The 26,042-nt window shown below is 39.0% G+C and carries 24 protein-coding genes and 3 tRNA genes; 26 read left to right on the top strand and 1 reads right to left on the bottom strand.

Annotation, left to right across the window (positions count from 1 at the left end):
* Positions 1 to 16: 16 nt before the first annotated feature.
* The 5 genes from rsmG to IEW76_RS03705 all read left to right on the top strand — a co-directional run bounded on the left by rsmG (position 17) and on the right by IEW76_RS03705 (position 4,973).
* Positions 17 to 736 carry a 16S rRNA (guanine(527)-N(7))-methyltransferase RsmG gene (rsmG, locus tag IEW76_RS03725; protein WP_188651039.1) on the top strand — a complete coding sequence of 240 codons (720 nt, stop codon included), beginning with the start codon at positions 17 to 19 and terminating at the stop codon, positions 734 to 736.
* A gap of 737 nt (positions 737 to 1,473) precedes the next feature.
* Positions 1,474 to 2,349: a nucleoid occlusion protein gene (noc, locus tag IEW76_RS03720; protein ID WP_188651037.1), complete on the top strand. Its 876-nt coding sequence runs from the start codon at positions 1,474 to 1,476 to the stop codon at positions 2,347 to 2,349.
* 203 nt (positions 2,350 to 2,552) lie between these two features.
* Complete coding sequence (locus tag IEW76_RS03715; RefSeq protein ID WP_188651035.1) at positions 2,553 to 3,326, top strand: ParA family protein; 774 nt, start codon at positions 2,553 to 2,555, stop codon at positions 3,324 to 3,326.
* The gene (locus IEW76_RS03710; protein WP_188651033.1) at positions 3,307 to 4,149 is read left to right on the top strand and encodes a ParB/RepB/Spo0J family partition protein; all 843 of its coding nucleotides are present in this window, start codon (positions 3,307 to 3,309) and stop codon (positions 4,147 to 4,149) included. Before IEW76_RS03715 ends, IEW76_RS03710 begins: the two co-directional genes overlap by 20 nt.
* A 116-nt stretch (positions 4,150 to 4,265) precedes the next feature.
* Positions 4,266 to 4,973: a DUF554 domain-containing protein gene (locus IEW76_RS03705; RefSeq protein ID WP_188651031.1), complete on the top strand. Its 708-nt coding sequence runs from the start codon at positions 4,266 to 4,268 to the stop codon at positions 4,971 to 4,973.
* Positions 4,974 to 5,112: 139 nt separating this feature from the next.
* On the opposite strand, the gene yyaC is transcribed toward IEW76_RS03705, so the two are convergent.
* Complete coding sequence (yyaC, locus tag IEW76_RS03700; RefSeq protein WP_188651029.1) at positions 5,113 to 5,748, bottom strand: spore protease YyaC; 636 nt, start codon at positions 5,746 to 5,748, stop codon at positions 5,113 to 5,115.
* A 90-nt stretch (positions 5,749 to 5,838) separates the two neighbouring features.
* Between yyaC and IEW76_RS03695 the strand changes: the two genes are divergently transcribed.
* The 21 genes from IEW76_RS03695 to IEW76_RS03595 all read left to right on the top strand — a co-directional run bounded on the left by IEW76_RS03695 (position 5,839) and on the right by IEW76_RS03595 (position 26,039).
* On the top strand, positions 5,839 to 6,858 hold the full coding sequence (locus IEW76_RS03695; protein WP_188651027.1) for a YkvI family membrane protein: 1,020 nt from the start codon (positions 5,839 to 5,841) through the stop codon (positions 6,856 to 6,858).
* A 124-nt stretch (positions 6,859 to 6,982) separates the two neighbouring features.
* Positions 6,983 to 7,804: a mechanosensitive ion channel family protein gene (locus tag IEW76_RS03690; RefSeq protein WP_084599339.1), complete on the top strand. Its 822-nt coding sequence runs from the start codon at positions 6,983 to 6,985 to the stop codon at positions 7,802 to 7,804.
* A 12-nt stretch (positions 7,805 to 7,816) separates the two neighbouring features.
* Positions 7,817 to 8,023 carry a DUF951 domain-containing protein gene (locus tag IEW76_RS03685; RefSeq protein ID WP_188651026.1) on the top strand — a complete coding sequence of 69 codons (207 nt, stop codon included), beginning with the start codon at positions 7,817 to 7,819 and terminating at the stop codon, positions 8,021 to 8,023.
* A 252-nt stretch (positions 8,024 to 8,275) separates the two neighbouring features.
* Positions 8,276 to 9,376 carry a redox-regulated ATPase YchF gene (ychF, locus tag IEW76_RS03680; RefSeq protein ID WP_188651023.1) on the top strand — a complete coding sequence of 367 codons (1,101 nt, stop codon included), beginning with the start codon at positions 8,276 to 8,278 and terminating at the stop codon, positions 9,374 to 9,376.
* Positions 9,377 to 9,504: 128 nt separating this feature from the next.
* The gene (gene rpsF, locus IEW76_RS03675) at positions 9,505 to 9,795 is read left to right on the top strand and encodes a 30S ribosomal protein S6 (protein WP_036780517.1); all 291 of its coding nucleotides are present in this window, start codon (positions 9,505 to 9,507) and stop codon (positions 9,793 to 9,795) included.
* An 11-nt stretch (positions 9,796 to 9,806) separates the two neighbouring features.
* Positions 9,807 to 10,292, top strand: coding sequence for a single-stranded DNA-binding protein (gene ssb, locus IEW76_RS03670; protein WP_188651021.1), 486 nt, complete (start codon positions 9,807 to 9,809; stop codon positions 10,290 to 10,292).
* Between the two features lie 25 nt (positions 10,293 to 10,317).
* Positions 10,318 to 10,545: a 30S ribosomal protein S18 gene (rpsR, locus tag IEW76_RS03665; protein WP_036780513.1), complete on the top strand. Its 228-nt coding sequence runs from the start codon at positions 10,318 to 10,320 to the stop codon at positions 10,543 to 10,545.
* Between the two features lie 333 nt (positions 10,546 to 10,878).
* Positions 10,879 to 11,811, top strand: a complete 933-nt coding sequence (locus tag IEW76_RS03660) for a YybS family protein (RefSeq protein WP_188651019.1) — start codon at positions 10,879 to 10,881, stop codon at positions 11,809 to 11,811.
* Positions 11,812 to 11,842: 31 nt separating this feature from the next.
* The gene (locus IEW76_RS03655; RefSeq protein WP_036780510.1) at positions 11,843 to 13,816 is read left to right on the top strand and encodes a DHH family phosphoesterase; all 1,974 of its coding nucleotides are present in this window, start codon (positions 11,843 to 11,845) and stop codon (positions 13,814 to 13,816) included.
* Positions 13,813 to 14,259: a 50S ribosomal protein L9 gene (rplI, locus tag IEW76_RS03650; RefSeq protein ID WP_036780509.1), complete on the top strand. Its 447-nt coding sequence runs from the start codon at positions 13,813 to 13,815 to the stop codon at positions 14,257 to 14,259. The genes IEW76_RS03655 and rplI overlap by 4 nt, the downstream gene beginning before the upstream one ends.
* A 37-nt stretch (positions 14,260 to 14,296) precedes the next feature.
* Complete coding sequence (gene dnaB, locus IEW76_RS03645) at positions 14,297 to 15,658, top strand: replicative DNA helicase (protein ID WP_036780507.1); 1,362 nt, start codon at positions 14,297 to 14,299, stop codon at positions 15,656 to 15,658.
* 206 nt (positions 15,659 to 15,864) lie between these two features.
* The gene (locus IEW76_RS03640; RefSeq protein ID WP_188651017.1) at positions 15,865 to 17,154 is read left to right on the top strand and encodes an adenylosuccinate synthase; all 1,290 of its coding nucleotides are present in this window, start codon (positions 15,865 to 15,867) and stop codon (positions 17,152 to 17,154) included.
* Positions 17,155 to 17,940: 786 nt separating this feature from the next.
* A tRNA-Glu gene (locus IEW76_RS03635) sits at positions 17,941 to 18,012 on the top strand.
* Positions 18,013 to 18,063: 51 nt separating this feature from the next.
* Positions 18,064 to 18,140: transfer RNA gene (locus tag IEW76_RS03630), tRNA-Asp, on the top strand.
* 52 nt (positions 18,141 to 18,192) lie between these two features.
* Positions 18,193 to 18,265, top strand: a tRNA-Phe gene (locus IEW76_RS03625).
* Positions 18,266 to 18,602: 337 nt separating this feature from the next.
* Entirely contained in the window at positions 18,603 to 20,069 is a 1,467-nt protein-coding gene (locus IEW76_RS03620; protein ID WP_188651015.1) for a peptidoglycan DD-metalloendopeptidase family protein, read from the top strand.
* 378 nt (positions 20,070 to 20,447) lie between these two features.
* Positions 20,448 to 21,152, top strand: a complete 705-nt coding sequence (gene yycF, locus IEW76_RS03615) for a response regulator YycF (RefSeq protein WP_188651013.1) — start codon at positions 20,448 to 20,450, stop codon at positions 21,150 to 21,152.
* A gap of 6 nt (positions 21,153 to 21,158) precedes the next feature.
* Positions 21,159 to 23,021 carry a cell wall metabolism sensor histidine kinase WalK gene (walK, locus tag IEW76_RS03610; RefSeq protein ID WP_188651011.1) on the top strand — a complete coding sequence of 621 codons (1,863 nt, stop codon included), beginning with the start codon at positions 21,159 to 21,161 and terminating at the stop codon, positions 23,019 to 23,021.
* Positions 23,018 to 24,355, top strand: coding sequence for a YycH family regulatory protein (locus IEW76_RS03605; protein ID WP_188651009.1), 1,338 nt, complete (start codon positions 23,018 to 23,020; stop codon positions 24,353 to 24,355). The genes walK and IEW76_RS03605 overlap by 4 nt, the downstream gene beginning before the upstream one ends.
* Complete coding sequence (locus tag IEW76_RS03600; RefSeq protein WP_188651007.1) at positions 24,355 to 25,239, top strand: two-component system regulatory protein YycI; 885 nt, start codon at positions 24,355 to 24,357, stop codon at positions 25,237 to 25,239. The genes IEW76_RS03605 and IEW76_RS03600 overlap by 1 nt, the downstream gene beginning before the upstream one ends.
* Positions 25,236 to 26,039 carry an MBL fold metallo-hydrolase gene (locus IEW76_RS03595; protein ID WP_188651004.1) on the top strand — a complete coding sequence of 268 codons (804 nt, stop codon included), beginning with the start codon at positions 25,236 to 25,238 and terminating at the stop codon, positions 26,037 to 26,039. Before IEW76_RS03600 ends, IEW76_RS03595 begins: the two co-directional genes overlap by 4 nt.
* Positions 26,040 to 26,042: the final 3 nt, after the last annotated feature.

The following is a 26,042-nucleotide window of genomic DNA, read 5'->3' as shown; positions in this document are numbered from 1 at the left end:
AGAAAGGACCGGTGTCATGAACAAAGAAACCTTTCTTAAAGCTTTACAAGATCAAGGGATTGAGCTAAATGAGAAACAAAAAAAGCAGTTCCATGATTATTTTGAAGCTCTCGTAGAGTGGAACGAAAAAATGAATCTAACGGCTATTACAGATGAAGAGAGTGTATATTTAAAGCACTTTTACGATTCAATAACAGCAGCTTTTTATTTAGATTTCAATCAACCTTTATCGATATGTGATGTGGGAGCTGGGGCAGGATTCCCTAGTCTCCCTTTAAAAATCGTCTTTCCGCAACTAAAGGTAACGATTGTCGATTCGTTGAAGAAGCGTATTACATTCTTAAATCATTTAGCTACAAAACTAGAACTCGATGATGTCGCTTTCTATCACGATCGTGCTGAAAACTTTGGCAAGAACCAACAGTTTAGAGAACAGTACGATATGGTAACAGCCCGCGCTGTAGCGAGACTATCCGTTTTAAGCGAATTATGTCTGCCTCTCACAAAAGTAGGTGGTAAGTTCGTAGCAATGAAGGGCGCTTCCTTTAAAGATGAATTGGAGGATGCGGCTTTTGCGACAAGTCTTCTTGGTGCTGAACTAGAGAAGCATCACACTTTCTATTTACCTGAAGAGGATAGCGAACGTAATATTGGAATCTATCACAAGCGTCGCAAAACACCTAAGAAATATCCACGTAAAGCGGGTCTTCCTAATAAAAGCCCTTTGACACAATAAGGAATTTGGCATACAAAAATAGTAAACACATGGGTTTTCTGGATAAGAGAGCTCATGTGTTTTTTGTATTTCAATTTAATAGAATCCTTAATTAAAGGTTTTATTTGTAGAGTAGGTAAGAATTCTGTTAATCTATCATAAGCCTTTCATTATAAAAAATATGGAAGGAAACTATTGAATTCCTTCCAACTGTTGAGAGACTCTATGCCTCGATAAGAAAAGTTTTTTGTGAGCAACGCTTATGTGCTCGGTATATAAACGACCTACGAAAATCTTAAATTTCATCGAATTATGTAAGGGAGTTGATGAGTTAGAAGGATTTGTGTCAATAAGTGGAGAATATATACATATTACAAGTAGGAGTAAGAAGCTCTATAGTTGTCTTCTGAGTCAGGAATATTTGAAAAGATTTTCAAGCTCTCCCTGCTCATTTCATAGATTATGTGCTAAAATAATAGATAGAAATATACGATAATAGAAGAAGACTGCTTCTATAAAATCGCAAATGAACGTTATATGCGCGGCAGCCTCCGCTGCAGCGCTTTTTTGCACTTTCAAAATTTTGTCCTTCCTTCCTCAAGGATAAAAGAAGAGAACAATACTTGGATTCTCGCATCTCTATTGAAAAGAGATGTTTTCTATAATGGTTTCTTTTACTGTTTCACGTGAAACATTCCTTAGATGATAACACGAAGGGTACCCATAAAGGGTGAAAGTAGAAAAGGTGGTGTCAAAGGATGAAACACCCATTCAGCCGCTTATTTGGAATAGGGGATAAGTCCGAAGCGGAAGAGAAAGATCAAGAACGACAAGACTATCATCCTGATGAAGTTATTCAATTACCAGTGCACAATATCCAACCAAACCGCTATCAGCCGCGTACAATATTCAACCATGACAAGATTGAAGAATTGGCTCAGACCATCCAAACACATGGTATGATTCAGCCTATTGTTGTTCGCAAGATGCAAGGTGAAGATGCTGGTTATGAATTAATAGCTGGTGAGCGTCGTTGGAGAGCTGTCCAGCATTTAGGGTGGGAGAATGTTTCAGCTATCATTAGAGAAATGGATGAAGCACAAACTGCTTCTGTTGCTCTAATTGAAAATTTACAACGGGAAGAGTTAACGGTTATTGAAGAGGCAATGGCTTATGCTAAGTTGTTAGAAATTCATAACTTAACACAAGAGGCTTTAGCGCAGCGGCTTGGAAAAAGCCAATCGACAATTGCGAATAAATTACGGTTATTGAAGCTGCCAGATGTAGTTCAACAAGCCATTCTTGATAAGAAAATTACAGAACGACACGCCCGTGCTCTTATTGCACTGAAGGATCCTGAGAAACAAGGGCAGTTGTTAGATGAAATTATTGAAAAGTCCCTTAATGTAAAACAAACAGAAGAGAAAATAGCTAAGATGCGTGAAGGGGAACATAAGCCCAAAAAGCGTAAGCCACAGTTAAAAGGGATTAGTAAAGATATGCGCATTGCGATGAACACAATAAAACAATCGCTTACGATGGTCTCCGACACAGGTATTGATCTTGAAACGGATGAAGAAGATTATGATGATTACTATCAAATCACTATTAAGATTCCTAAAAAACAATCATGATGCTAGTACTCCCCATCTTTTGTGACGCACATAAGGTGGGTTTTTTTCACTTAAATTTTGTATCTCTAGAAACAGTAAAGGATCTACAAAGCACTAGTTTAGAGGCTTTAGATTATAATTTTATCTGATTTATTTCATCTTATAAGTTCAAAAGATGATAGAATAAATATGAAAGATTTGACAGATTAGAGGTAGGTGACATCATGGGTAAAGTAATCGCCGTTGCTAATCAAAAAGGCGGTGTGGGAAAGACCACTACAGCTGTTAGTCTAAGTGCTAGCTTAGCTTATTTAAATCACAAGGTTCTATTAGTTGATATCGATCCACAAGGAAACGCAACAAGTGGAGTGGGTATTGAAAAAGCTGATATGGATCAATGTGTTTACAATGTGCTAGTGGAAGACTTAGAAGCGAAGTATGTGAAGGTTCCTACGATGGTGGAAAATTTAGACGCAATACCTGCCACGATTCAGTTAGCAGGTGCAGAAATTGAACTTGTTCCGACGATCTCACGTGAAGTCCGCTTAAAGAAAGCAATTGATTCGGTAAAGGATGAATATGATTACGTTATTATTGACTGCCCTCCATCCTTAGGGTTACTGACGATCAATGCTTTGACGGCTTCAGATGCTGTTTTAATACCTGTCCAATGTGAGTACTATGCATTAGAAGGATTGAGTCAGCTGTTAAATACTGTACGCCTCGTGCAGAAGCACTTGAATAAGCAACTTATGATCGAAGGCGTATTACTTACAATGCTAGATGCCCGTACCAATTTAGGAATACAAGTTATTGATGAAGTTAAGAAGTACTTTCAAGACAAAGTGTATGGATCTGTTATACCTCGTAACGTTCGTTTAGGTGAAGCTCCAAGTCATGGACAACCCATTATTCTTTACGATCCAAAATCCCGTGGCGCTGAAGTTTACTTAGAATTAGCAAAGGAAGTGATGACGAATGGCCAGAGGGTTAGGTAAGGGACTAGGCTCCTTCTTTCCGGAAGTAGAAGTAACAGAAGAGGAAAAGGTACAAGAAGTTTCTGTTCAAGAATGTCGCCCGAATCCTTATCAGCCAAGAAAGGTTTTTGATCCAAAAGCGATTGAGGAACTGAAAGAATCAATTCTCCAATATGGAATTCTTCAACCCATTATTGTACGGAAAAGTATAAAAGGATATGACATTGTAGTAGGAGAAAGACGATATAGGGCAGCAACAGAAGCGGGTCTCGGTACTGTTCCTGCTGTCATTCGTGATCTTTCCGAACAAAATATGATGGAATTGGCTTTACTTGAAAATCTTCAGCGAGAGGACCTCACGCCGATTGAAGAGGCACAAGCCTATTCAAACTTAATGAAAGAGCTAAATTTAACGCAGGAACAGTTAGCAAAACGTCTTGGGAAAAGTCGTCCTCACATTGCGAATTTAGTTCGTCTTTTGTCGCTTCCTAAACCTGTTGGAGAGCTTATTAATAACGGAGAACTTTCTATGGGACAAGGGAGAGCTTTGTTAGGGTTGAAGGATAAAAATCAACTCTTACCTCTCGTTGAAAAGATTCGAAAAGAAGGATTAAATGTACGTCAGGTAGAGCAGTACATTATTCAATTAAATGAAAAGAACATGCAAAAAAATAAGAAGAAAAAAGTAAAAAAAGATATCTTCATTCAAGAGAGGGAATCCCTTCTTCAAGAGCGATTAGGAACAGGGGTCACCATTCAAAAAGGGAAACGAAAAGGAAAAATTGAAATTGAATTTTTCTCTGAAGAGGACCTGGATCGAATTCTACACTACTTTGAAGAATAGAGACTCATACCTGATGCTTGTTCATGCAAGCATCAGGCTTTTTTCATATCTTAAGCAGATGTTTACCAACCTGTTTCACATGAAACATGGCTATGCTTGTTGGAGGAAAATGATAGATGATTTTATTTGGCACACTTGTAAATGGCATTGGTATTTTAATAGGGAGTTTAATAGGGTTATTTTTTCATAAAATACCTGAAAAAACGAAAGAAACAACTATGAATGGTATTGGGTTAGCTGTAACCCTCATTGGTTTACGAATGGCAATAGAAACAGACCAAATTATTGTCATGCTACTTAGTTTACTGTTTGGAGCTTTTGCCGGAGAATGGCTTCAACTTGAGGAACGGTTTGAGAAACTTGGTGCTTTCTTAGAGTTAAAGTTCAGTAAAGGTAAACAATCATCTGTATCAGAAGGTTTTATAACTGCCTCCTTAATTTTTGTTATTGGGGCAATGGCTGTTGTAGGAGCTCTTGATAGTGGAATAAGGGGAGACCACGACGTATTAGTCACAAAAGCAATTATAGATTCATTTGTTGCCCTCGTTTTAACGACGACATTAGGATGGGGAGTCATGCTTTCAGTTATCCCGGTTCTCTTATACGAGGGAGGAATCACGCTGTTATCTACTCAAATTCACAATTGGATACCTCAAGATTTTATGGATGTCTTTATTGTTGAAATGACAGCTACTGGCGGAATTTTAATCGTTGCAATCGGACTCAATATACTTCATATAACGAAAATACGCGTGGCCAATTTGTTGCCAAGTTTACTGTTTATTGGCTTCATCCTTTATGGCTGGTTGGAGTTAGGGGTATGACTTTTAGAAAAATGGACCGCTTTTAGTTATAAGAGCGTAAGCTGCTTCGGTAGATCTTTCCCTTTCCGCGGCCTTGCAAAGAAACAAAGCATAAAAAAGAGCAAAAACCCGAGAAGGTTTTTGCTCTTTTTTATGGATTCTATTCCTTAATCGGTAACCAGCGTTTTCTTTTTGTTGTGAGAGGATCAGTAGGAATAGTCTTTGAGATCTCAGCCTTCCCCATATCCTCATCAAAGGTTTGAAGTGCTTTGGCCATTTTTTTAGCCATTTGCATGACAATATTTAAGCGTGTGTTCTGCAAAACAAAATACTCCATAAAACCACTAACATTCACTACGCCTGTAAGGTGAATCTCTCCTACATCAGGGAGTTGTTTCTTTACGGCTGCCCCTGGTTTCACAGGTCCTTGACCTAAAATAATATTCCCAACAGATGATAATTTACCTAAACATGCATCGATCCCTATAATGTATGGACGATGATAGCGTTTTTGAATCAATTCAAGCTTTTCATTCAGGTTAACGGCATGAACAGGTTCATTAAGTGTTCCGTACACGTGAATACGTTGAAGATGACTCTCTTCTAGGAGTGTCCCAATTAAGGGACCGAGAGAATCACCAGTAGAACGGTCAGTACCAATACAGACAATGACAATTTCTCGATTAGCGGGCACCCACTCTTTAAGTGTTTGAGTTACCCCTAACATTAACTGCTCATCTTCAAAATGGTAGCGATGTTCTGTTTTCTGAGAAAAAAGTCTTTGCTTTAGATTCATAGCTTTTCCTCCGTAGTCATATTGTTATTAGTATACAGCGATTTATCGATTTCTATACATAGACGAAGAAAGAAGGTAGGAGGAAAAAATATGATTCGATCTGGTATGAAATGGATGTTTTTGATCATTGGGACTATGATTGGAGCAGGATACGCTTCAGGTAGGGAGTTATGGCAGTTTTTTGGTCATGAGAGTGGACTGGCCATTCTGATATTTACCATACTCTTTACAATTTCCTGTTACGTAATCTTGAGGATTAGTTTCGAGAAGAAGTCGAAGCATTACCTTCCTGTTCTTCGTACAATCGTAGGCGATCACTTAACTCTTCTGTACGATGGAATGATCATTCTTTACCTTTTCACTACAACTGTTATTATGCTAGCTGGAAGTGGAGCTACATGGCAGGCATTCCATTTTTCTTATTGGTTAGGAATCATTGCTATTATTGTTCCTCTTATTCTAGTGTTTGTGTGGGATATCAAAGGAATCTTATCTATGAATAGTATTATCTTGCCTTTGCTAATAGGGGGCCTATTGTATGTGTTGATTTTATTCTCCGTTCAGCAAGAACTCTCTATGTTTTCTCATTTTGGAGAACAGAGTAACTGGCCGGCAGCTTTCCCTTTTACTGCACTTAACATTCTTCCTCTTATTGCAGTTCTAGGTGCGGTAGGAAGTGAAGTTCGCTATAAGGGAGAAATATGGATTGCAAGTATTGGGAGTGGTCTTGTGCTAGGCTCTATATCATTTATTTACAATAGTAGTCTTATTCAGATAGCGGATGATATTTTACTTTATGAAATTCCCTTGTTTGCTATCCTTAAACATTACCCTTATGAGATGTTTCTCTTTATATCTTTTCTGTTATGGATTGCCATTTTTACAACGGCAGCATCTGGTGTTCTTGGATTAATTACAAGGTTTAGAAATCGATTGAAAGGGCCGCTTTGGCTTTTGGCTGCGATTACGCTGTTTCTTATGCTTCCTCTAACTAGTATTGGTTTTTCCACATTGATAAAGTATTTATATCCACTGTATGGTTTGTTAAACCTTTATGTGCTTTCGGCAATTTTGCTATACCCCTTTTTAAATCGATACAAAATCAGTTGAAAAGCTGATACAATAGTTTATTATGAAGGTTTAATGGGGGAGGGAACATAGCACATTGTGGAATTGGTTACAAGGTAAATGGACGAGCTCTGTTGATTATGTAACTGGGCCAGATTTATGGGTGATGCTTGGTAAAGGCGTTTTAAATATAATCGTCATATTACTACTTTCTTATTTTATTATTAAGTTTGGTAAACAAGTCATTCAAAACATTTTTAAACGAAGAAGAAAAGGTCCTTTTAAAATTACTCAACGGCGTGAGCTTACCCTCGTAAAGCTATTGGAAAATACGCTCACATATATGGTTTATTTCACCGCAGCGATCATGGTTTTAGACACCATTAGTATTGATGTGAGAACTTTGCTAGCTGGTGCGGGAATCGCTGGATTGGCTATTGGTTTCGGAGCCCAAAACCTGGTGAAAGACATCATTACTGGATTCTTTATTATCTTTGAAGATCAATTTTCAGTAGGTGACTATGTTCAAACGTCAAGCTCAGAAGGATTTGTTGAAGAGATCGGACTTCGCACAACGAAAATTAAACACTGGACAGGCAAACTCCACATTATACCGAATGGCAGTATTAATGAAGTCACGAATTTCTCGGTTCACAACAGTATAGCTGTCGTTGATGTCAGCATTGCTTATGAGGGAGACATTATACGAGCGGAAGCGGTTATAGAAGACTTGCTCCAAGAGTTACCTAAGCGGTACCAGGAGTTAAGAGGTACACCTGAACTTCTCGGCGTACAAAGTTTAGGATCATCTGATGTTGTGCTAAGAATTATAGCTGAGACAGATCCAATGGAGCATTGGCCAATTGCTCGTATGCTTCGCAAGGAATTGAAGAACAGGTTAGACGAACAAGGAATTGAAATACCGTTCCCTCGTTTAGTTATGTATTCTAGGCAAGAAGAACAGGAAGTCGTTGAGACAACATCGTAAGGAGGATCACAAATGGCAGATCAACTATATTCTTTAAACGATATTGTTCAGATGAAGAAGTCGCACCCATGCGGTGAGAATAGATGGAAGATTATTCGTTTAGGGGCAGATATACGCATAAAATGCGAAGGGTGCGGGCATAGTGTCCTCATACCAAGAAGACGCTTTGAAAGCAAGATGAAGAAGGTCCTTGAGAAACACGAAGCAAAGGAAGACTAAGAGTTCATAAAGAGCTTCTGAAGGTTGTTTCACGATAATCCTTGTATATGTTATGTTGTATACTAGAAAATCAAAAACCATCATTAGTGAATACCTGAAAAAATAAAAATTACGAGTGTATAAATGGAAAAACAAGGGCGAATTTCCCCTTGTTTTTCTAATGTGCTTACTTGTCATATGTATAGACGAGCAATATAATTGGGTTACTGCAGACGTTCATATGGACGGTAATCCTTAAGGAGTGGAAAGTTAATGTCATTAACAACAGGAATTGTAGGTTTGCCTAACGTTGGGAAATCAACTCTATTCAATGCAATTACGCAGGCAGGTGCAGAGTCGGCCAACTACCCGTTCTGTACGATTGATCCTAACGTTGGTATTGTTGAAGTTCCAGATGAAAGATTAGAAAAACTTACAGAATTAGTGAATCCTAAGAAAACAGTCCCTACGGCATTCGAATTTACAGATATCGCAGGTATTGTGAAGGGTGCAAGTAAAGGTGAAGGGTTAGGAAACCAATTCCTATCTCATATTCGCCAAGTAGATGCGATCAGCCACGTTGTCCGTTGTTTCCAAGATGATAACATCACACACGTTTCTGGTGGAGTAGATCCAATTGCGGATATTGAAACCATCAATTTAGAATTAATCTTGGCTGACTTAGAGACAGTCAATAAGCGTCTTGATCGAGTTGCTAAAATGGCACGCCAGAAAGATAAAGAGGCTCTTGCAGAACAAGCTGTTCTTGAAAAGATTAAAGAAGGTCTTGAAGAAGAAGTGCCAGCAAGAGCTTTGGAATATAGTGATGATCAACAAAAAATCGTTAAAGGACTTCATTTACTAACATCTAAGCCTGTTTTATATGTGGCTAATGTTGGAGAAGATGAAATTGCAGACCCAAGCGGCAACGAACATGTACAAGCTGTACGTGAGTTTGCTGAAAAAGAGAATGCACAAGTAATTGTTGTTTGTGCAAAGATTGAGTCTGAAATTGCTGAGCTTGAAGGAGAAGAAAAACAAGAATTCTTAGATGATCTAGGCATTGCAGAGTCAGGTCTTGATCAGCTTATCAAAGCGTCTTATAATCTTCTTGGTTTAGCTACGTACTTCACAGCGGGTGAGCAAGAAGTTCGTGCTTGGACCTTTAAAGAAGGAATGACAGCTCCTCAAGCGGCAGGAATCATTCACAGTGACTTTGAAAGAGGGTTTATCCGTGCTGAGACGGTGGCTTATGATGACCTTGTAGAGGCTGGTAAAATGTCAGTCGCAAAAGAAAATGGTAAAGTTCGTTTAGAGGGCAAAGAATATTTAGTTAAAGATGGAGATGTCATTCATTTCCGCTTTAATGTATAAGCGTAAAATTGGAAACTTGGTTGTGCTTTTTTATTAACTTTGATATAATACAACATTGTGAGTAATTGTACGAGAAATTACTCCTTGCCCGTAAAAGGGCCGCTAAGTCCAAAAGGAGGTGAAGTCGGATGAGAAATTACGAGATCATGTATATCATCCGCCCAAACGTAGATGAGGAAACTCAAAAATCAGTAGTAGAGCGTTTCAACAATGTTCTTACTGATAATGGTGCGGAAATTACTGAAACTAAAGAAGTAGGCAAGCGTCGCTTAGCTTATGAAATTAACGATTTCCGTGATGGTTACTACATGGTAATCAAATTCAACGGTGACAGCCAAGCTGTTAACGAATTTGATCGCCTTGCTAAGTATTCTGATGATATTATTCGTCACATCGCTGTACGCGAAGACGATCAATAAGGAGTGGTTCTGTGTTAAATCGTGTCGTTCTTGTCGGCAGATTAACCAAGGATCCCGATTTGCGCTATACACCCAACGGAGTAGCCGTTGCGAACTTTACGATTGCTGTAAACCGCCCGTTTACAAGCCAACAAGGTAGCCGTGATGCAGATTTTATTAACTGTGTCGTGTGGCGTCGTGCCGCAGAGAATCTAGCGAACTTTATGAATAAAGGAAGCTTAGTCGGTGTTGATGGACGTTTACAATCCCGAAGCTTCGATAACCAAGAAGGCAAACGCGTTTTTGTGACGGAAGTTGTTGCTGATAGTGTACAATTCTTAGAGACAAAAGGCTCGTCTTCAGGTGGCGCAGGTTCACAAGGATTCCAACCTAATCAGAACCAATCTGGATATAGTCCAAACAACAATAACAACAATAATAATCAACCTAAACAGGATGACCCATTCGCTGATAATGGGGAACCTATTGATATTTCAGATGACGATTTACCATTTTAATTAAATTATAAGGAGGTTTTCAATTATGGCTCGTCGTGGTCGCGCGAAGCGTAGAAAAGTGTGTTATTTCACAGCAAACGGAATTACACACATCGATTATAAAGATGTTGAACTTCTTAAGCGTTTTGTTTCTGAGCGTGGAAAGATTCTTCCTCGTCGTGTAACAGGAACTTCTGCTAAATACCAACGTAAACTTACAAGAGCGATTAAACGTTCTCGTCAAATGGCATTATTGCCTTACGTTAACGACTAATATTCTTTCGTAAGACTTTTAAAAGCACAGCATATAACGCTGTGCTTTTTTTGCAACAATAAAAACAGTTTACAGAAGGCTCGCTTAATGGCGGGTTTTCTGTAAACTTAGTTTTCCTTTTAACTTTGTGGTTTTATAGTATTCATGTGAAGTAAGAGGTTCAATGAACTTCCGAAAAATTAGAACTTTTGCGTTCTCCTATAAAGCATTGTAAAGTTAACCTTAACAATTGATTTAGTACATAGAACTATGACGACACTACTAATGAACACATACGCGTTTTATGTTAATCTAATTCTATTCAATAGATGGTTTAGAGGAGAGTAAATGAAAATGAAATCTTCAAGTATGTTACGTCAGAGCCTATTGTATGGTGGGGTTTATATCCTCCTCCTTCTACTTACCATTGTCATTCCTGTATTATCTATTTTTTCAATGGTAGTATTAGCTCTGCCTTTTTTCTTGTTTGCTGCTAAACATGGCTGGAAACAATCTTTGTTATTTATAGCGCTATTATCGATTATCTCGATGTTGATTTTAGGGTTTGTAGCGATCCCTGTTACTCTTTCCATAGGAGTAGGTGGAATCTTTTTAGGAGCTGCTCTACACCATGAAAGAAGTCCATATGAAGCATGGGCACAAGGAGCCGTTGGGTACCTCATTGGAATCGTAAGTTTCTATTTAAGTATGATCTTTCTATTTAATTTAAATTTAGTAGAGGCTTTCCAATCGATGCTCGATGAAGCTTTTCAGTCAACTGAGAGCATGGTTTCAGATATGGGGATTTCTGAAGAGCAACTTTCAGTTGTTCAGGCTCAATTTGAAAACCTTCCCTCTATGTTACCAAGCGTCATGGCAATTTCGTCTATAGTCTTCTCGTTTATTACCTTATGGCTTGGGTTTAGAATAAAGAGTAAGATTGAAAAACAAACGTTACGATTTCCGCCGGTCCATCAGTTTACCTTTCCGAAATCAGTATTATGGTACTATTTCATAGCCGTTCTAGTGACTTGGGTATTCCCAACCACAGAAGAGTATATGGGTGTTGTGGCGCAGAATATGTATACGCTCACCGGTTTCTTTATGATTCTACAGGGCCTTTCATATTTGTTTGCCTTGACCCACCACAAAAAACGTTCCAATGCTCTCCCTATAACGGCAGTAGTATTAACTTTACTTTTCCCTTACCTATTAGTGTTTCCGATGCGAATTTTAGGTATAATTGATTTAGGTTTCTCATTAAGAGAACGATTAGGAAAGCAATAAGGATCGACTTTATGTTTAGGAGATGACGGTCATGCCGAATTTCTTTAAAAAACCAAGGTTGAGTAGTCATTTATGGGTGATTTATACATTATCCATTCTTCTATTAGCGCTGATCTTTTATTATGAGTGGAAGCTCGGTTTAGTCATGACCGCACTACTGATCGCTTCTATTTACTATAGCGTTCGAACTGAACAGTTTCTAATTAACGAAACAGAAGAGTATATCTCAACCCTTTCGTACCGGGTGAAAAAAGTGGGTGAAGAAGCCTTAATGGAGATGCCTATAGGGATTGTCCTGTTTAGTGAGGACTATAACATCGAATGGGCTAACCCATATATGAATCACTTTTTTCCTCAGGAAACATTGGTCGGAGAACCTCTTAATCAAATTTCGGACACGCTAGTATCAGCGATTAAAGAAGGAAAGAACGATGTATGGATTTCTATGGACGACTATGAATTGCAAACGGTTGTAAAAAAAGATGAACGATTGTTGTATCTATTTGACCGAACTCAACAAACATTAGTTCAGAATCTATATCAAAATGATCGAACGGTCTTGGCGATTATCTTCCTGGATAACTATGAAGAGATTACACAAGCCATGGATGATACAGCCAAAAGCCATATTAATTCACAAGTTACATCTATTCTTAATCAATGGTCACAAGAAAATGGAGTGTATTTAAAACGCTCCTCGCAAGATAAGTTTTTCGCGGTTTTAAATCACCGTATTCTGAAAAACTTAGAGCGATCTAAATTTGATATCTTGGACGATGTACGTGAACTAATCACAGATAAGAATGTTCCTCTTACACTGAGTTTTGGTATTGGTGTAGGCGAAGCTTCTCTCCCTGACTTAGGTGAGTTGGCCCAGTCTAGTCTCGATTTAGCGCTCGGACGAGGAGGAGACCAAGTAGCGATTAAGGATGAAAATGGGAAGGTTCGTTTCTATGGAGGTAAGACAAATCCAATGGAAAAGCGTACCCGTGTACGTGCACGCGTTATTTCCCATGCCCTGAAGGGACTTGTTCAAGAAGCAGATAAAGTTATTGTAATGGGGCATAAAAACCCTGATATGGACTCAATAGGTGCTTGTATTGGTATCTTGAAAATGGCTCAAGCCAATGATAAAGACGGATTTATTGTATACGATCCAGATGAAGCCAATACAGGAGTTCAACGTTTGTTTGATGAGATTCAAAAAAGTGAACAATTATGGTCGAGGTTTATCGACCCAGAAGAAGCCCATGAGGTTGTGACTAAGAAAACATTAATTGTTGTAGTCGACACCCACAAACCTTCTCTTGTTATTGAAGAGAAACTCTTAAACAAAACAGAACATGTAGTGGTGATTGACCACCACAGAAGAGCGGAAGAGTTCATACAGGATCCTACACTTGTCTATATGGAACCATATGCCTCTTCAACTGCAGAACTGGTAACAGAAATGTTAGAATATCAACCGAAGAAATTAAAGTTGAATATGCTTGAATCTACTGCTCTTTTAGCTGGAATCATAGTAGACACGAAGAGCTTTACGCTCCGTACTGGCTCTAGAACGTTTGATGCCGCCAGTTATTTACGCTCTAAAGGCGCAGATACGGTGCTTGTGCAGAAATTCATGAAAGAAGACTTAGATGTTTATGTGAGACGGAGTAAGCTTATTGAGAGCGCTAAGATTTACCGCGACGGAATTGCCATATCAAAGGCAGGTGAGGGAGACACATTCGGCCCTGTTATCATTGCGCAAGCAGCTGATACATTGCTAACCATGAGTGGAGTTGTAGCCTCATTTGTTATATCCGAACGTTCAGATGGACGGATTGGTATTAGTGCCCGCTCACTAGGTGATGTTAACGTACAGATTTTAATGGAAAGTATGAATGGTGGTGGCCACTTAACCAATGCTGCTACTCAGCTTGACGATACTACAATTGAACAAGCTGAAGAACAACTAAAAGAAATTATAGATGAGTATTTTGAAGGAGGTAATGAATCATGAAGGTAATTTTCACAAAGGATGTAAAAGGTAAAGGTAAAAAAGGCGAAGTAAAGAACGTTTCAGAAGGATATGCTCGTAACTACCTTCTAAAAAATAATTTGGCGGTCGAAGCTACAAAAGGAAATTTAAAAGCCCAAGAAGCAATTGATCACAAAAAAGAAAAAGAAGCTCAAGAAGAACTTGAAGAAGCAAAGCGCCTAAAAGAAACTCTTGAAAATCTTACGGTCGAGCTACAAGCTAAATCAGGTGACAAGGGTAGTTTATTTGGGTCTATTACGAATAAGCAAATTGCTGAAGAACTGAAGAAATCTCATGACATTAAAATTGACAAACGTAAAATAGAGATGGATTCACCAATTCGTTCTCTTGGATATACAAATGTACCTGTTAAACTTCATCATGAGGTAACAGCTACGATTAAAGTTCATGTTTCAGAGAAATAATTAATCCATCCTCTTAACTGAAAAGGGGGAAGATGACTTGAGCGATTTTTTAAATGACCGAACACCGCCCCATAATATAGAGGCCGAGCAGGCGGTGCTCGGCGCTATTTTTTTGGAACCACAATCGATTGCAACAGCAACAGAGCTGCTCCAACCTGAGGATTTTTACCGCGCTAGTCACCAGCGTATATATGAAGCAATGTCCCACCTTTCTGAAAAGGGAGAACCTATCGATTTAGTAACCGTTACTACTTCTCTTTCCAATGCGAAAACACTAGATGAAATTGGTGGTGTTTCGTACCTTAGTGACTTAGCTAACTCAGTCCCAACAGCAGCCAATATTGAATATTACGCTCGAATAGTAGAAGAGAAAGCTATATTGCGTCGTCTCATTAAGACTGCGACAACAATTGTGACGAATGGTTACTCGAACGAAGAGGATATTGAAGGTGTCTTGAATGATGCGGAGAAGTCCATACTAGAAGTAGCTCAGCAGAAAGATTCCGGTAAATTTAAAAATATAAAAGACGTATTAATAGATGTGTATGACAATATTGAGCAACTTCACAATACGTCAGCTGAAGTAACAGGATTACCGACAGGATTTAGAGATCTTGATGGGATGACAGCGGGTTTCCAACGAAATGATCTTATTATCATTGCAGCCCGTCCTTCTGTAGGAAAAACGGCGTTTGCTTTAAATATTGCACAGAACGTTGCCGCTCATACAGATGAGAACGTAGCAATCTTTTCCCTTGAGATGGGAGCAGATCAGCTAGTCATGCGTATGCTTTGTGCGGAAGGAAATATTGATGCTACAAGATTAAGAACAGGTAAGCTTGAAACAGAAGACTGGGGTAAATTGACGATGGCTATGGGTAGCTTATCCAATGCGGGAATATTCATTGATGATACACCTGGTATTCGAGTAAACGAAATTCGCTCCAAATGCAGACGCCTTGCGCAAGAACATGGCCTTGGTATGATTCTTATTGACTATCTTCAGTTGATTCAGGGAAGCGGAAATTCCAAAGAGAATCGTCAGCAAGAGGTATCAGAGATTTCGCGTGCTCTTAAAGGATTAGCCCGAGAACTGAATGTACCTCTTATAGCTCTATCACAGTTATCTCGTGGCGTTGAAGGACGCCAAGATAAACGTCCGATGATGTCTGATATTCGTGAGTCCGGGAGTATTGAGCAGGATGCCGATATTGTAGGTTTCTTATACCGTGATGATTACTACGATCAAGAATCTGAAAAAGAGAATATCATTGAGATTATATTAGCCAAACAGCGTAATGGTCCAGTAGGAACCGTTGAGTTAATGTTTGTGAAGGAATATAACAAATTCGTTGATTTAGAGCACCGTTATGACGAGAGTGATATTCCTCCTGCTTAAAGAGGGTTTCCCACACTTGAATGGGATTCCCTCTTTTTTTATGAGAATAAAAGGGTTTCCAAGCTCCAAAACATTTATTATTACGAACGTATATTAAATTAAAAATGTTAATGTTCGTGTTTTGGTTTGACTTTTCCTTTTCTAGCTGATAAGCTACTCATGTTGTCAATTTTACGGAAATGAAATTCGGCGGAGGTGCCATATATATGTCTTCAGTAGTAGTAGTTGGAACACAATGGGGAGATGAGGGGAAAGGTAAAATTACTGACTTCTTATCCGAGAAAGCAAAAGTTGTCGCACGTTATCAGGGCGGTGACAATGCTGGTCACACGATACAGTTTGAAGGGGAGACGTACAAGCTTCATCTAATCCCTTCAGGTATTTTCTATAATGATAAAGAGTGTGTAATTGGGAACGGTATGGTTATTAACCCAAAAGCACTTGTAAAAGAACTTGCATACTTACACGAACGAAATGTATCAACAAGTAACTTGCGTATTAGCAACCGTGCTCATGTGATTCTTCCTTATCACATTAAATTGGATGCTCTTCAGGAAGAGAGCAAAGGAGATAATAAGATCGGAACAACGAATAAAGGGATTGGACCGGCTTATATGGATAAAGCAGGCCGCATGGGCATTCGCATTGCTGATTTATTAGATGCTGACGCTTTTCGTGAGAAGCTTACGCAAAACTTAATCGAAAAAAATAAGTTTTTCGAAAAAGTGTACGAGTCTGACCCGATGGCAGTCGATGAAATCTTTAATGAGTACTTTGAATATGGTCAACAAATTGCCCAATACGTTTGTGATACTTCTAAACTTCTTAATGATGCGATTGATTCAGATCAGCCTGTGCTATTTGAAGGCGCGCAGGGTGTTATGCTTGATGTTGACCAAGGGACTTACCCGTTTGTAACGTCCTCTAATCCAACAGCAGGTGGTGTAGCCATTGGTTCTGGGGTTGGCCCAACAAAGATCGATCACGTTGTAGGCGTTTCTAAAGCTTATACATCCCGTGTTGGAGATGGTCCTTTCCCGACAGAATTACACGATGAAACAGGCGACCGCATTCGTGAGGTAGGTCGTGAATATGGTACAACTACAGGACGTCCTCGTCGCGTGGGCTGGTTTGACAGTGTTGTAGTCAGTCACGCAAGACGTGTAAGTGGAATAACAGCTTTATCTCTTAACTCCATTGATGTATTAACAGGGATTGATACGCTTAAGATCTGTGTAGCTTATCAGTATAAAGGTGAACGTTTGGAAGAGTATCCAGCAAACCTGAATATCTTAGCTGATTGTGAACCCGTTTATGAGGAAATGCCAGGATGGACAGAAGACATCACAAGTGTGAAAAACTTCGAAGACCTTCCAACAAATGCCCAGCATTATGTAAATAGAGTTTCTGAGCTCACAGGTATCCCTCTGAACGTTTTCTCTGTTGGCCCAGACAGAAACCAGACGAACGTCTTAAAAGATGTCTACGAAGCTTAAATAGCCAAATAGAGCATGTTAGTAATTGGACTGCTATTAATAGTCCTTATTAAGCGTTTAAAACGCCTGGAGTATAACTTATACTCCAGGCGTTTTTTATAGGGTAACCACTCCACAATAGCCCCCTTATACGGAAGCCTTGAGGATGAGAATCTTTTGTATGAATGAGGCCGTTACGGTTGTTAAGTGCTTGGGGTGTCTGGTGAACGACTCGCTTTCCGCAGGCGGCCCCACATGATGTGGGGTCGTTCGACGTTGTCACAGGACGTGACGGTTTTAGTCGAACTTCTCCTTTCTTTTTAGAGCCTCCTCGTTCGCTTACGCTCTCTGTGGGGTCTCGTCTACCTCTTTCTCCTGCAGGAGTCTCCCCGTTCCCCAGACCCCCCTGGCTAAATTTTATAAAACGGCCGCGCAGCTTAGATGTGGGAGGGGTGAAGACCTCTGACTTATTGCATGTTTCCATCCCTTCTACATATGGCAAAGGTGGTTCGGGAAATTGCGAGACTCCTGCGGCAATAGGAGCATAGGGAAGACCCCACAGAGAGCGCCAGCGAACGAGGAGGCTTCCCAGCTCGCCGCGGAAAACGAGTGATTTCCCGAACCACCTTACTCTCAAATAACACAAACGGAAACATTCTCTCAGTTAATACGTAGTGGGAGGGGTATAGGAAGTCACTAAAAATATAATATTATCATTTTTTATAGAAAATCTATTGCCAAAGAGAAGATATCCTGCTATTATTAATATCGCTGTCAGTTAGACAGATCGTCTCGACATTCTATATTGGCCCGTTGGTCAAGTGGTTAAGACACCGCCCTTTCACGGCGGTAACACGGGTTCGAATCCCGTACGGGTCATTGCCTGATAGAGGGGTCCTGATCGATTCAGATTCCTCTACTTTATTTTGAGGTCCGGTAGTTCAGTTGGTTAGAATGCCTGCCTGTCACGCAGGAGGTCGCGGGTTCGAGTCCCGTCCGGACCGCCACTATTTATACCTATATAGTTAGCTTCCTACTATAGGAAGTGAGTAATTACTTGGCTCGGTAGCTCAGTCGGTAGAGCAACGGACTGAAAATCCGTGTGTCGGCGGTTCGATTCCGTCCCGAGCCACTTTTTAATAAACAGGACTCTCTGTAGAGGGCCCTGTTTTTTATTGCTCTTTGATTAGGACTTTTGTCTTGATTCGAACGCTATTAAATGTAACGATGGTGAAACATTAGGCCCGTTATTTGTAAGGTGTTATTTCATTAAAAGAAACAAATTACACTCAAGTAATCCTGTTACACTGGAATTTTCGGATTAATTTGCTAACTATAATACAAGTATATTACATCGTCTCGAATTCTATTTATTTGATAGTAGGAGATATGGTAGATTGATAGAGTGCTAAAGTAAAAAAATAAACTCAACTAATATAAAAAAGCAACGATTGTAGGGGGAAGAAGCTGTGTGGTTTAAAAAAGCCAGCGCTGCTCTCAACAAAAATGCTGATCACCAACCTAGAAAGAATTCTTTATGGAAGAAGATAGCGTTAACGACTTGTTTAGGTGTAGGGATTACGTTTGGCTCTGTGTATGCTGATAACATTGAGAGTCAGATTCCAACTGTGTATCACGTTTATGTTGATGGCGAGCACTTAGGTATTGTGGATGACAAGAAAGTAGTTAAAGAGCATGTCGAAGAAAAAGTAGATAAAGCTGAAGAAAAGCATAAAGACCTGCCATTAACGGTAGGTGAGGAAGTTACATATGTACCAGAGAAAATGTTTCGGCCCACCTTTAATAACCAACAACTTGTTCAGTCATTAGAAGATGAATTATCTATTAAAGTTGATGGTGTGCAAGTTGAAATTGCTGGTAAGGCTGTAGGGTTCATGGCGTCAAAGGATCAAGCTGATCAAGCTCTAGAAAAAATTAAAACACAATATGTATCTTCAGAAAAGTTAAAAGCATTTGAAGAAATGTCGGTAGAGCAAAAAGAACAGCCTGTAAAGATTGGCGAGTCTAGTATTATAGACGTTTCTTTATCGGAAAAAGTTTCACTATCTAATAAAAAAATATCTCCTAAAGATATATTAACGGTAAACGATATGGTTAAACTTCTTAAGCAAGGCGTATTAACAGACCAAGTTCATAAGATTAAAGAAGGCGAAGTACTAGGAGAGATTGCTTCTTCGTACAATTTATCTTCTGAAGAAATTAAGGAGTTAAATCCTAAGCTAAAAGACAATGAGCTGCTTCAAATTGGACAAGAACTAAACGTAACAGACTACGAGCCTTATGTAGATGTACTTGTAACCGAAAAGAAGCGTGTAGAAAAAACGCTTGAATATGATACTGAAATTCGTGAATCAGACGAACTTTATAAAGGTGAGCAGGAAGTTAAACAAGAAGGCGAAGATGGCTCAAAAAACATTGAATACGAAATAAGTAAAATGAATGGTAAGGTTACTACCGAAACAGTTATAAACGAAGAGACAACGAAAGAACCTGTAACAAAGGTGGTTGTCAAAGGGACGAAAGTAATCCCATCACGTGGAACAGGAAACTTTAAATGGCCTGCTGTTGGCGGCGTCATTACGAGTAAGCAAGGTCCAAGATGGGGATCCTATCATAAGGGGATTGATATTGCAGGAGTGAGCGATCGATCGATTCTTGCAGCAGATAATGGCGTTGTAACAGAGGCTGGACGTGATGGTGGATATGGGAATAAAGTTGTTATTGATCATAACAACGGATATAAAACCATTTACGCTCATCTTTCATCGATTAAAGTAAGCACTGGTCAAACGGTGAAAAGTGGTCAAACCATTGGGAAAATGGGAACAACCGGTCATTCAACCGGGATCCATTTACACTTTGAAGTCTACAAAAATGGTAACTTGGAAAACCCCCTTTCACACGTTAGCCAATAATAAATTGATTGAATCCTGCAGCAATTGCGTTGCAGGATTTTTTATATTAGGCTCTGCTACAGTTTGATGTTGTTATTTTTATAACAAAGTTCAAGAATAGAGCGGGATTGTTGAAGACTCGAAGTTTAGACACTTTATATTGGTTGGGGTCGTTACATTTATTGAGAGGTCGGGGTGTCTGGGAAAGCGATTGATTTCCCGAACCCCCTTATTCTTTATTTGAGCAAACGGAGTATTCGCTCAGCTTCAAGTCTTTTCTTGATATTAAACAGTAGCATAAGCATTGTCATCCCATTGAAAAAGACATTTACATGAAAATGCGTTAGAATTAAGAATTAAAGAACTACATGACGACCTAATAAGAAAGTAGGGATAAATATGAGTTTTAAAGTGTTAGTAGTAGATGATGAAAAACCGATTGCAGATATACTGAAATTCAACTTAGAAAAAGAAGGATACGAGGTTGTTTGTGCTTATGACGGCGATGAGGCAATTCACCTTGGGCTACAAGAAGACCCAGATATTATCCTTCTAGATATTATGCTTCCTGGAAAAGATGGTATGGAAGTATGCCGAGAAATTCGCAAAACAAAAAGTATGCCGATTATTATGCTCACAGCTAAAGACTCAGAGATCGATAAAGTGCTCGGTCTTGAGCTTGGAGCGGATGATTATGTAACGAAACCATTTAGTAATCGCGAAGTTATTGCTCGTGTTAAGGCGAATCTTCGACGCCACCAGCAGCCAGCTGAAGAAAGCGGTAGAGCCAATAATGACATTCAAATTGGGAAGCTTGTTATCCATCCTGATGCCTATACGGTAACAAGAGATGGGGAGCAGATTGAGCTGACTCATCGAGAATTTGAACTTCTGCATTACTTAGCCAAGAATATTGGACAAGTTATGACGCGTGAACATCTCTTAGAAACTGTATGGGGATATGATTATTATGGTGATGTTCGTACAGTAGACGTAACAGTAAGAAGGCTGCGCGAGAAGATTGAAGAGAATCCGAGTACGCCGATGTGGATCGTAACACGCCGGGGAGTAGGATACTACCTGCGAAATCCTGAACAGGAGTAATTTGATATGAAGCAGGTGGGGTTTTTTCAATCCATTCGTTTAAAGTTTATTATCATTATTACTCTTTTGCTTTTGTTTCCGATTCAAGTAATCGGTGCTTATTTCTCACAGCAGCTTGAGACAAAATTGAAAGAGAACTTCGAAGAATCCATTACAAACAACGTCGATATACTGAATATACAATTAGAGCAAGCCTTTTCAAAGGAGCGTACAGAGGATGGCCAGACTTTAGAAGAGGAGGTACAGTCCATCCTATCAGATTTTAATGCTGATAATATAACAGAACTCCTTGTGATAAATAGTAATATGCGTGTAATTGGGGCAACTGAAGATACTGATCAAAGCAAGGTAGGGAAGAGGCTTCCCCTTCCGGAAATACAACGTACATTGATGCTTGGGGGAGCGGAACCAGATACAAAAGTAAACCAACAAGGTCATCGTATAATGGTGAGGACCTACCCGATTTATCAGGAAAAAAATAATCAGGACAAAGAAAACGTTGAACAACAAGATGTAGTTGTTGGAGTAATCTATATTAAAGCTTCTCTTGAAGGTGTATATGGACAGCTTCAAGATATTAATCGGATCTTTGCTAATGGCACATTCTTAGGTGTTTCTATTTCGGTTTTATTAGGAATTGTCATTGCGAGAACGATTACAAAACCGATTACGGAAATGCGAAAGCATGCCAAAATTATGGGTGCAGGAGATTTTTCACAGAAGGTTAATGTATACGGACAAGATGAAATTGGACAACTTGCTGTTTCCTTTAACGAGTTAAACGATAAGTTAAAAATTTCGCAAGCTACTACAGAAGGTGAGAGACGGAAACTTAGTTCAGTATTATCAAACATGACCGAAGGCGTCATGGCAACAGATCACACTGGGGCAATCATTCTTATGAATGAGCCGGCTTCAAGATTACTAGGTAAAGAGATTGAAGATGTTCAAGGAGAGTCGCTTTTAAACGTCCTGAGTATAAATGACCGTCTTGATAACATTACAGACTTACATGACAAAGAATCGATTATTATCGACTTTAGTGAAGGCGATCAACAGCTTTTACTGAAGGCGAGTTTTACTGTGGTTCAATATGAAATGGAAGAAATGAATGGGTATATAACTGTGCTAAGCGATGTGACTGAACAAGAGAAGATAGAGCGAGAACGAAGGGAGTTTGTGGCAAACGTATCTCACGAATTACGGACGCCTCTAACGACAATGAAGAGCTATTTGGAGACACTAACTGAAGGCGCTTGGCAAGACAAAGAGATCGCTCCCCGCTTCTTAGACGTTACCCAAAATGAAACAGAGCGAATGATTCGTCTTGTTAACGATCTTCTGCAGCTATCCAAAATGGATAATAAAGATTACAAATTGCATAAAGAGAAAGTAAACTTTATTGGATTCTTTAGAACAGTAGCCGAACGTTTTGAAATCAACCAAGATGATCATATTCACTTTGAGCATCATTTACCAGACAAAGAGGTGATTGTTTGGATCGATAAGGATAAAATGACTCAAGTGTTGGATAACATCATCTCGAATGCGATTAAGTATTCTCCAGAAGGAGGAACCATTACTTTCCATTTAGAGGTAAAGAAACAGCAACAAAAGCTGCATATATCCATCTCTGATGAGGGAGTCGGTATTCCTAAAGAGAAGTTAGAAAAGATATTTGAACGCTTCTATCGGGTGGATCGAGCTCGTTCAAGAAATTTAGGTGGAACAGGGCTTGGGTTAGCAATTTCCAGGGAAATGATTGATGCCCATGGTGGAGAAATATGGGCCGATAGTAAAGAAGGTGAAGGAACTAAGGTGACCTTCACACTACCTTTACTGAAACAACCGCAAGGGGATGAAGAATGATGTGGGAGTACTTGAAGTCGATTGTGTTAGGGCTCCTCGTGACCACTAGCTTATTGGTTACGTTCGCCCTTTGGACTTATCAGCCCGAATATGATGAATTGAATAAAGGTAATAAAATTCTAGAGGTAGAAACTAAGTTAACCAATGGAACGCAACAAAGCATATCGTCCGTTATTAATCCTGAGCTCCTCTTATTTCACCAAAATGGAAGGCTTTTCTCATTGAACGAACGTAGTGAAGAAAAAAGCTTATATGAAAAAATATTAACTTGGCCTTTAACAAATTTTTATAAAGTAGAAGAAGTGAGTAAATCGGAGAGAGAGTCTGCATTGGAAATTACCTATCCAACTAGTGTACCACTGAGTACATTAGTCAACATCTTCACAGTAAACGAGGAGACAGAATTTCGTGCCGAGGAGACAGAATATAGCCCGTATAATGTTGATCGTATGTTGATTTCTTTTGCACCCCAAAAGTCCAATAACTATGTTTACTTTGTATCTGATGATAACTCTGACACTTACTGGAGAGCTTCAATTCGAAACTTTGATGTATATAATTTTGTCGCTAAGTATTTGAATAATACTGATATGCAAAGAGAGTACTTTAGCATTGATGATAATAGAGAAAATCCGATTTATTTACCTGAATCTGAAATATCTGTACCTATGGATACAATGACGGGTGAAGATTCAGAAGTAGATACGATGAAGAATATTCTGTTTAATAATCCGCAGCTTGTTAAGCAGAATTCAACAAGTACTGGGCAAGCTTTTTATAATATTGATAATCGTTTATTACAAACTCTAAAAAATGAAAAGCTAATGGTATTTGAAAAGGTTCAATCTGAAGAGTCTCAATCCATGTTAAGGCAAGAAATCATTAAACATAGTTTAAATGACATTAATGATCATAATGGGTGGACAGATGAAACTTACAACCTTTTTAATATTAACTCTAGAGATAACACGATCGATTATCGACTATATAAAAATGGATATCCCGTGTTACATGATAACTTGAAGGGGAGTAACGGTCTGGGGTTAATTTCACAACAGTGGAGGAATCAAGATCTCATCGTTTATAAAAGGCCATTAATTCGCCTGAACTCCCCCCTAGAAACTCAACAAATAACACTGCCTTCAGGAAGAGATGTTTTATCTTATATCGAAAAAAGCAGAGATGGTCTTTCTTCTTATTTTATCGACGACATAAAAATTGGCTACATCATGAAAGTAACAGGGAACAATTCTCTTGTTATTACAATAGAACCTTCCTGGTTTATTAAAGAAGGAGAGGATTGGGAACCATTAACAATAGGGGGCAATGAATAATGCAATGGGGACAAATTAAAACACTTTTTATTCTATGCTTCCTGGTCTTAGATTTCTTTCTGGTGTACCAGTTTATAAATAAGACAGAGCAGTCTCAACTTGGGGTTTTGCCTGATACAAGTATAGAAGAACAACTTGAAGCTGAAGATATTCAACTTCAAAATGTACCTGAAAATCCTCCTAAGAAAACCTATATCTCAGCTAAAAGGTATGATTTTAAAGAAGAAGATTTAGAAACATTAGAAGAAAATGACAATCAAAACCCCGAAGTTTATGGGAACATATTAATATCCGAGTTTAAAGAGCCCGTAGATATTGATTTGGAGGCAGATGAGAGTAAGATCTCTAGTATTGTGAAGGATGAGATTTTGTTTAGAGATGAGTACCAGTACTGGGGTTATAATGAGAGATGGAATGTACTGATTTTCTTCCAACTTCGTGAGGGTGACCCTATTTATTATAATCAAAATGGAGTTGTCCTTGCATTCTTAAATGAGGAAAAGGACGGTATATCTCGCTTTACTCAAACACATTTAGATGAGATTAAAAATACAGGTGAGGAACAAGATCTGATTAAGCCAATCCAGGCTATAAGTACCTTGTTTGATAAGAACAAACTATACAGTGATGATACCGTAACTAAATTCGATATAGGGTATTATACGTTAGTGCAAGTGCCTCTCCAAAATGGGGTGCAGGTCTTTTCACCTACATGGAATATTCATGTAAATGAAGAAAGTAATTATTTCGTCAACGGACTTGAAGGTCAATATATCTCGAAGGATGAAGATGAGTTCGTAAACGAATTCATCCAAGAAATGAAGGATAGTGTTGAGAAACAACAGATAGAACTGGAACAACCAATACGGGGTGGAGAATCATGAGTATGCACTTTAGCGTCCTGGCATCAGGAAGTACCGGTAATGCCTTTTATGTAGGTACGGAAAAACAAAAATTATTAGTGGATGCAGGGTTAAGCGGAAAACAATTAGAGCGAGTTATGTCGCAAGTTGATCTAGACCCTAATGACCTAAACGGAATCCTTGTGACTCATGAACACAGCGATCACATTAAAGGATTAGGTATATTAGCTAGACGTTACAACTTACCGATCTATGCTAACGAAAAAACATGGAAGGCTATGGAAGGCCACATTGGAAAGCTAACAACGGACCAAAAGTTTAACTTCCAAATGGAAACAGTCAAAGCGTTTGGAGATTTAGAAGTGGAGTCCTTCGGCGTATCACATGATGCGGCCGAGCCTATGTTTTATGTATTCCGTCATAACGGAAAGAAGGTAGCATTAGTGACGGATACTGGGTATGTGTCAGAAAGAATTAAGAAGACAGTTGAAGATGCTGATGCTTATATATTCGAATCGAATCATGATGTAGAAATGCTAAGGATGGGGCGCTATCCCTGGAACGTCAAACGACGTATTTTAGGGGATAAAGGGCACGTGTCTAATGAGGATAGTGCACTTGCTTTAACAGATATTATTGGCAATTCAACAAAACGTATTTATTTAGCCCATTTAAGTCAAGATAATAACATGAAAGACCTCGCACGTATGTCTGTCGGGAACATGTTAAAAGAACGCGGTATACCTTTAGGGGATACTATTGACTTATTTGATACAGACCCGAATCATGCTACACCGATTTACACGCTGAATGACGTTTAGAAA

Source organism: Pontibacillus salipaludis, assembly GCF_014642405.1.
In the GTDB taxonomy this organism is placed as follows: domain Bacteria; phylum Bacillota; class Bacilli; order Bacillales; family BH030062; genus Pontibacillus; species Pontibacillus salipaludis.
The sequence above is the reverse complement of the archived record's forward strand: the minus strand, read 5'-3'. Positions and strand labels throughout refer to the sequence as shown.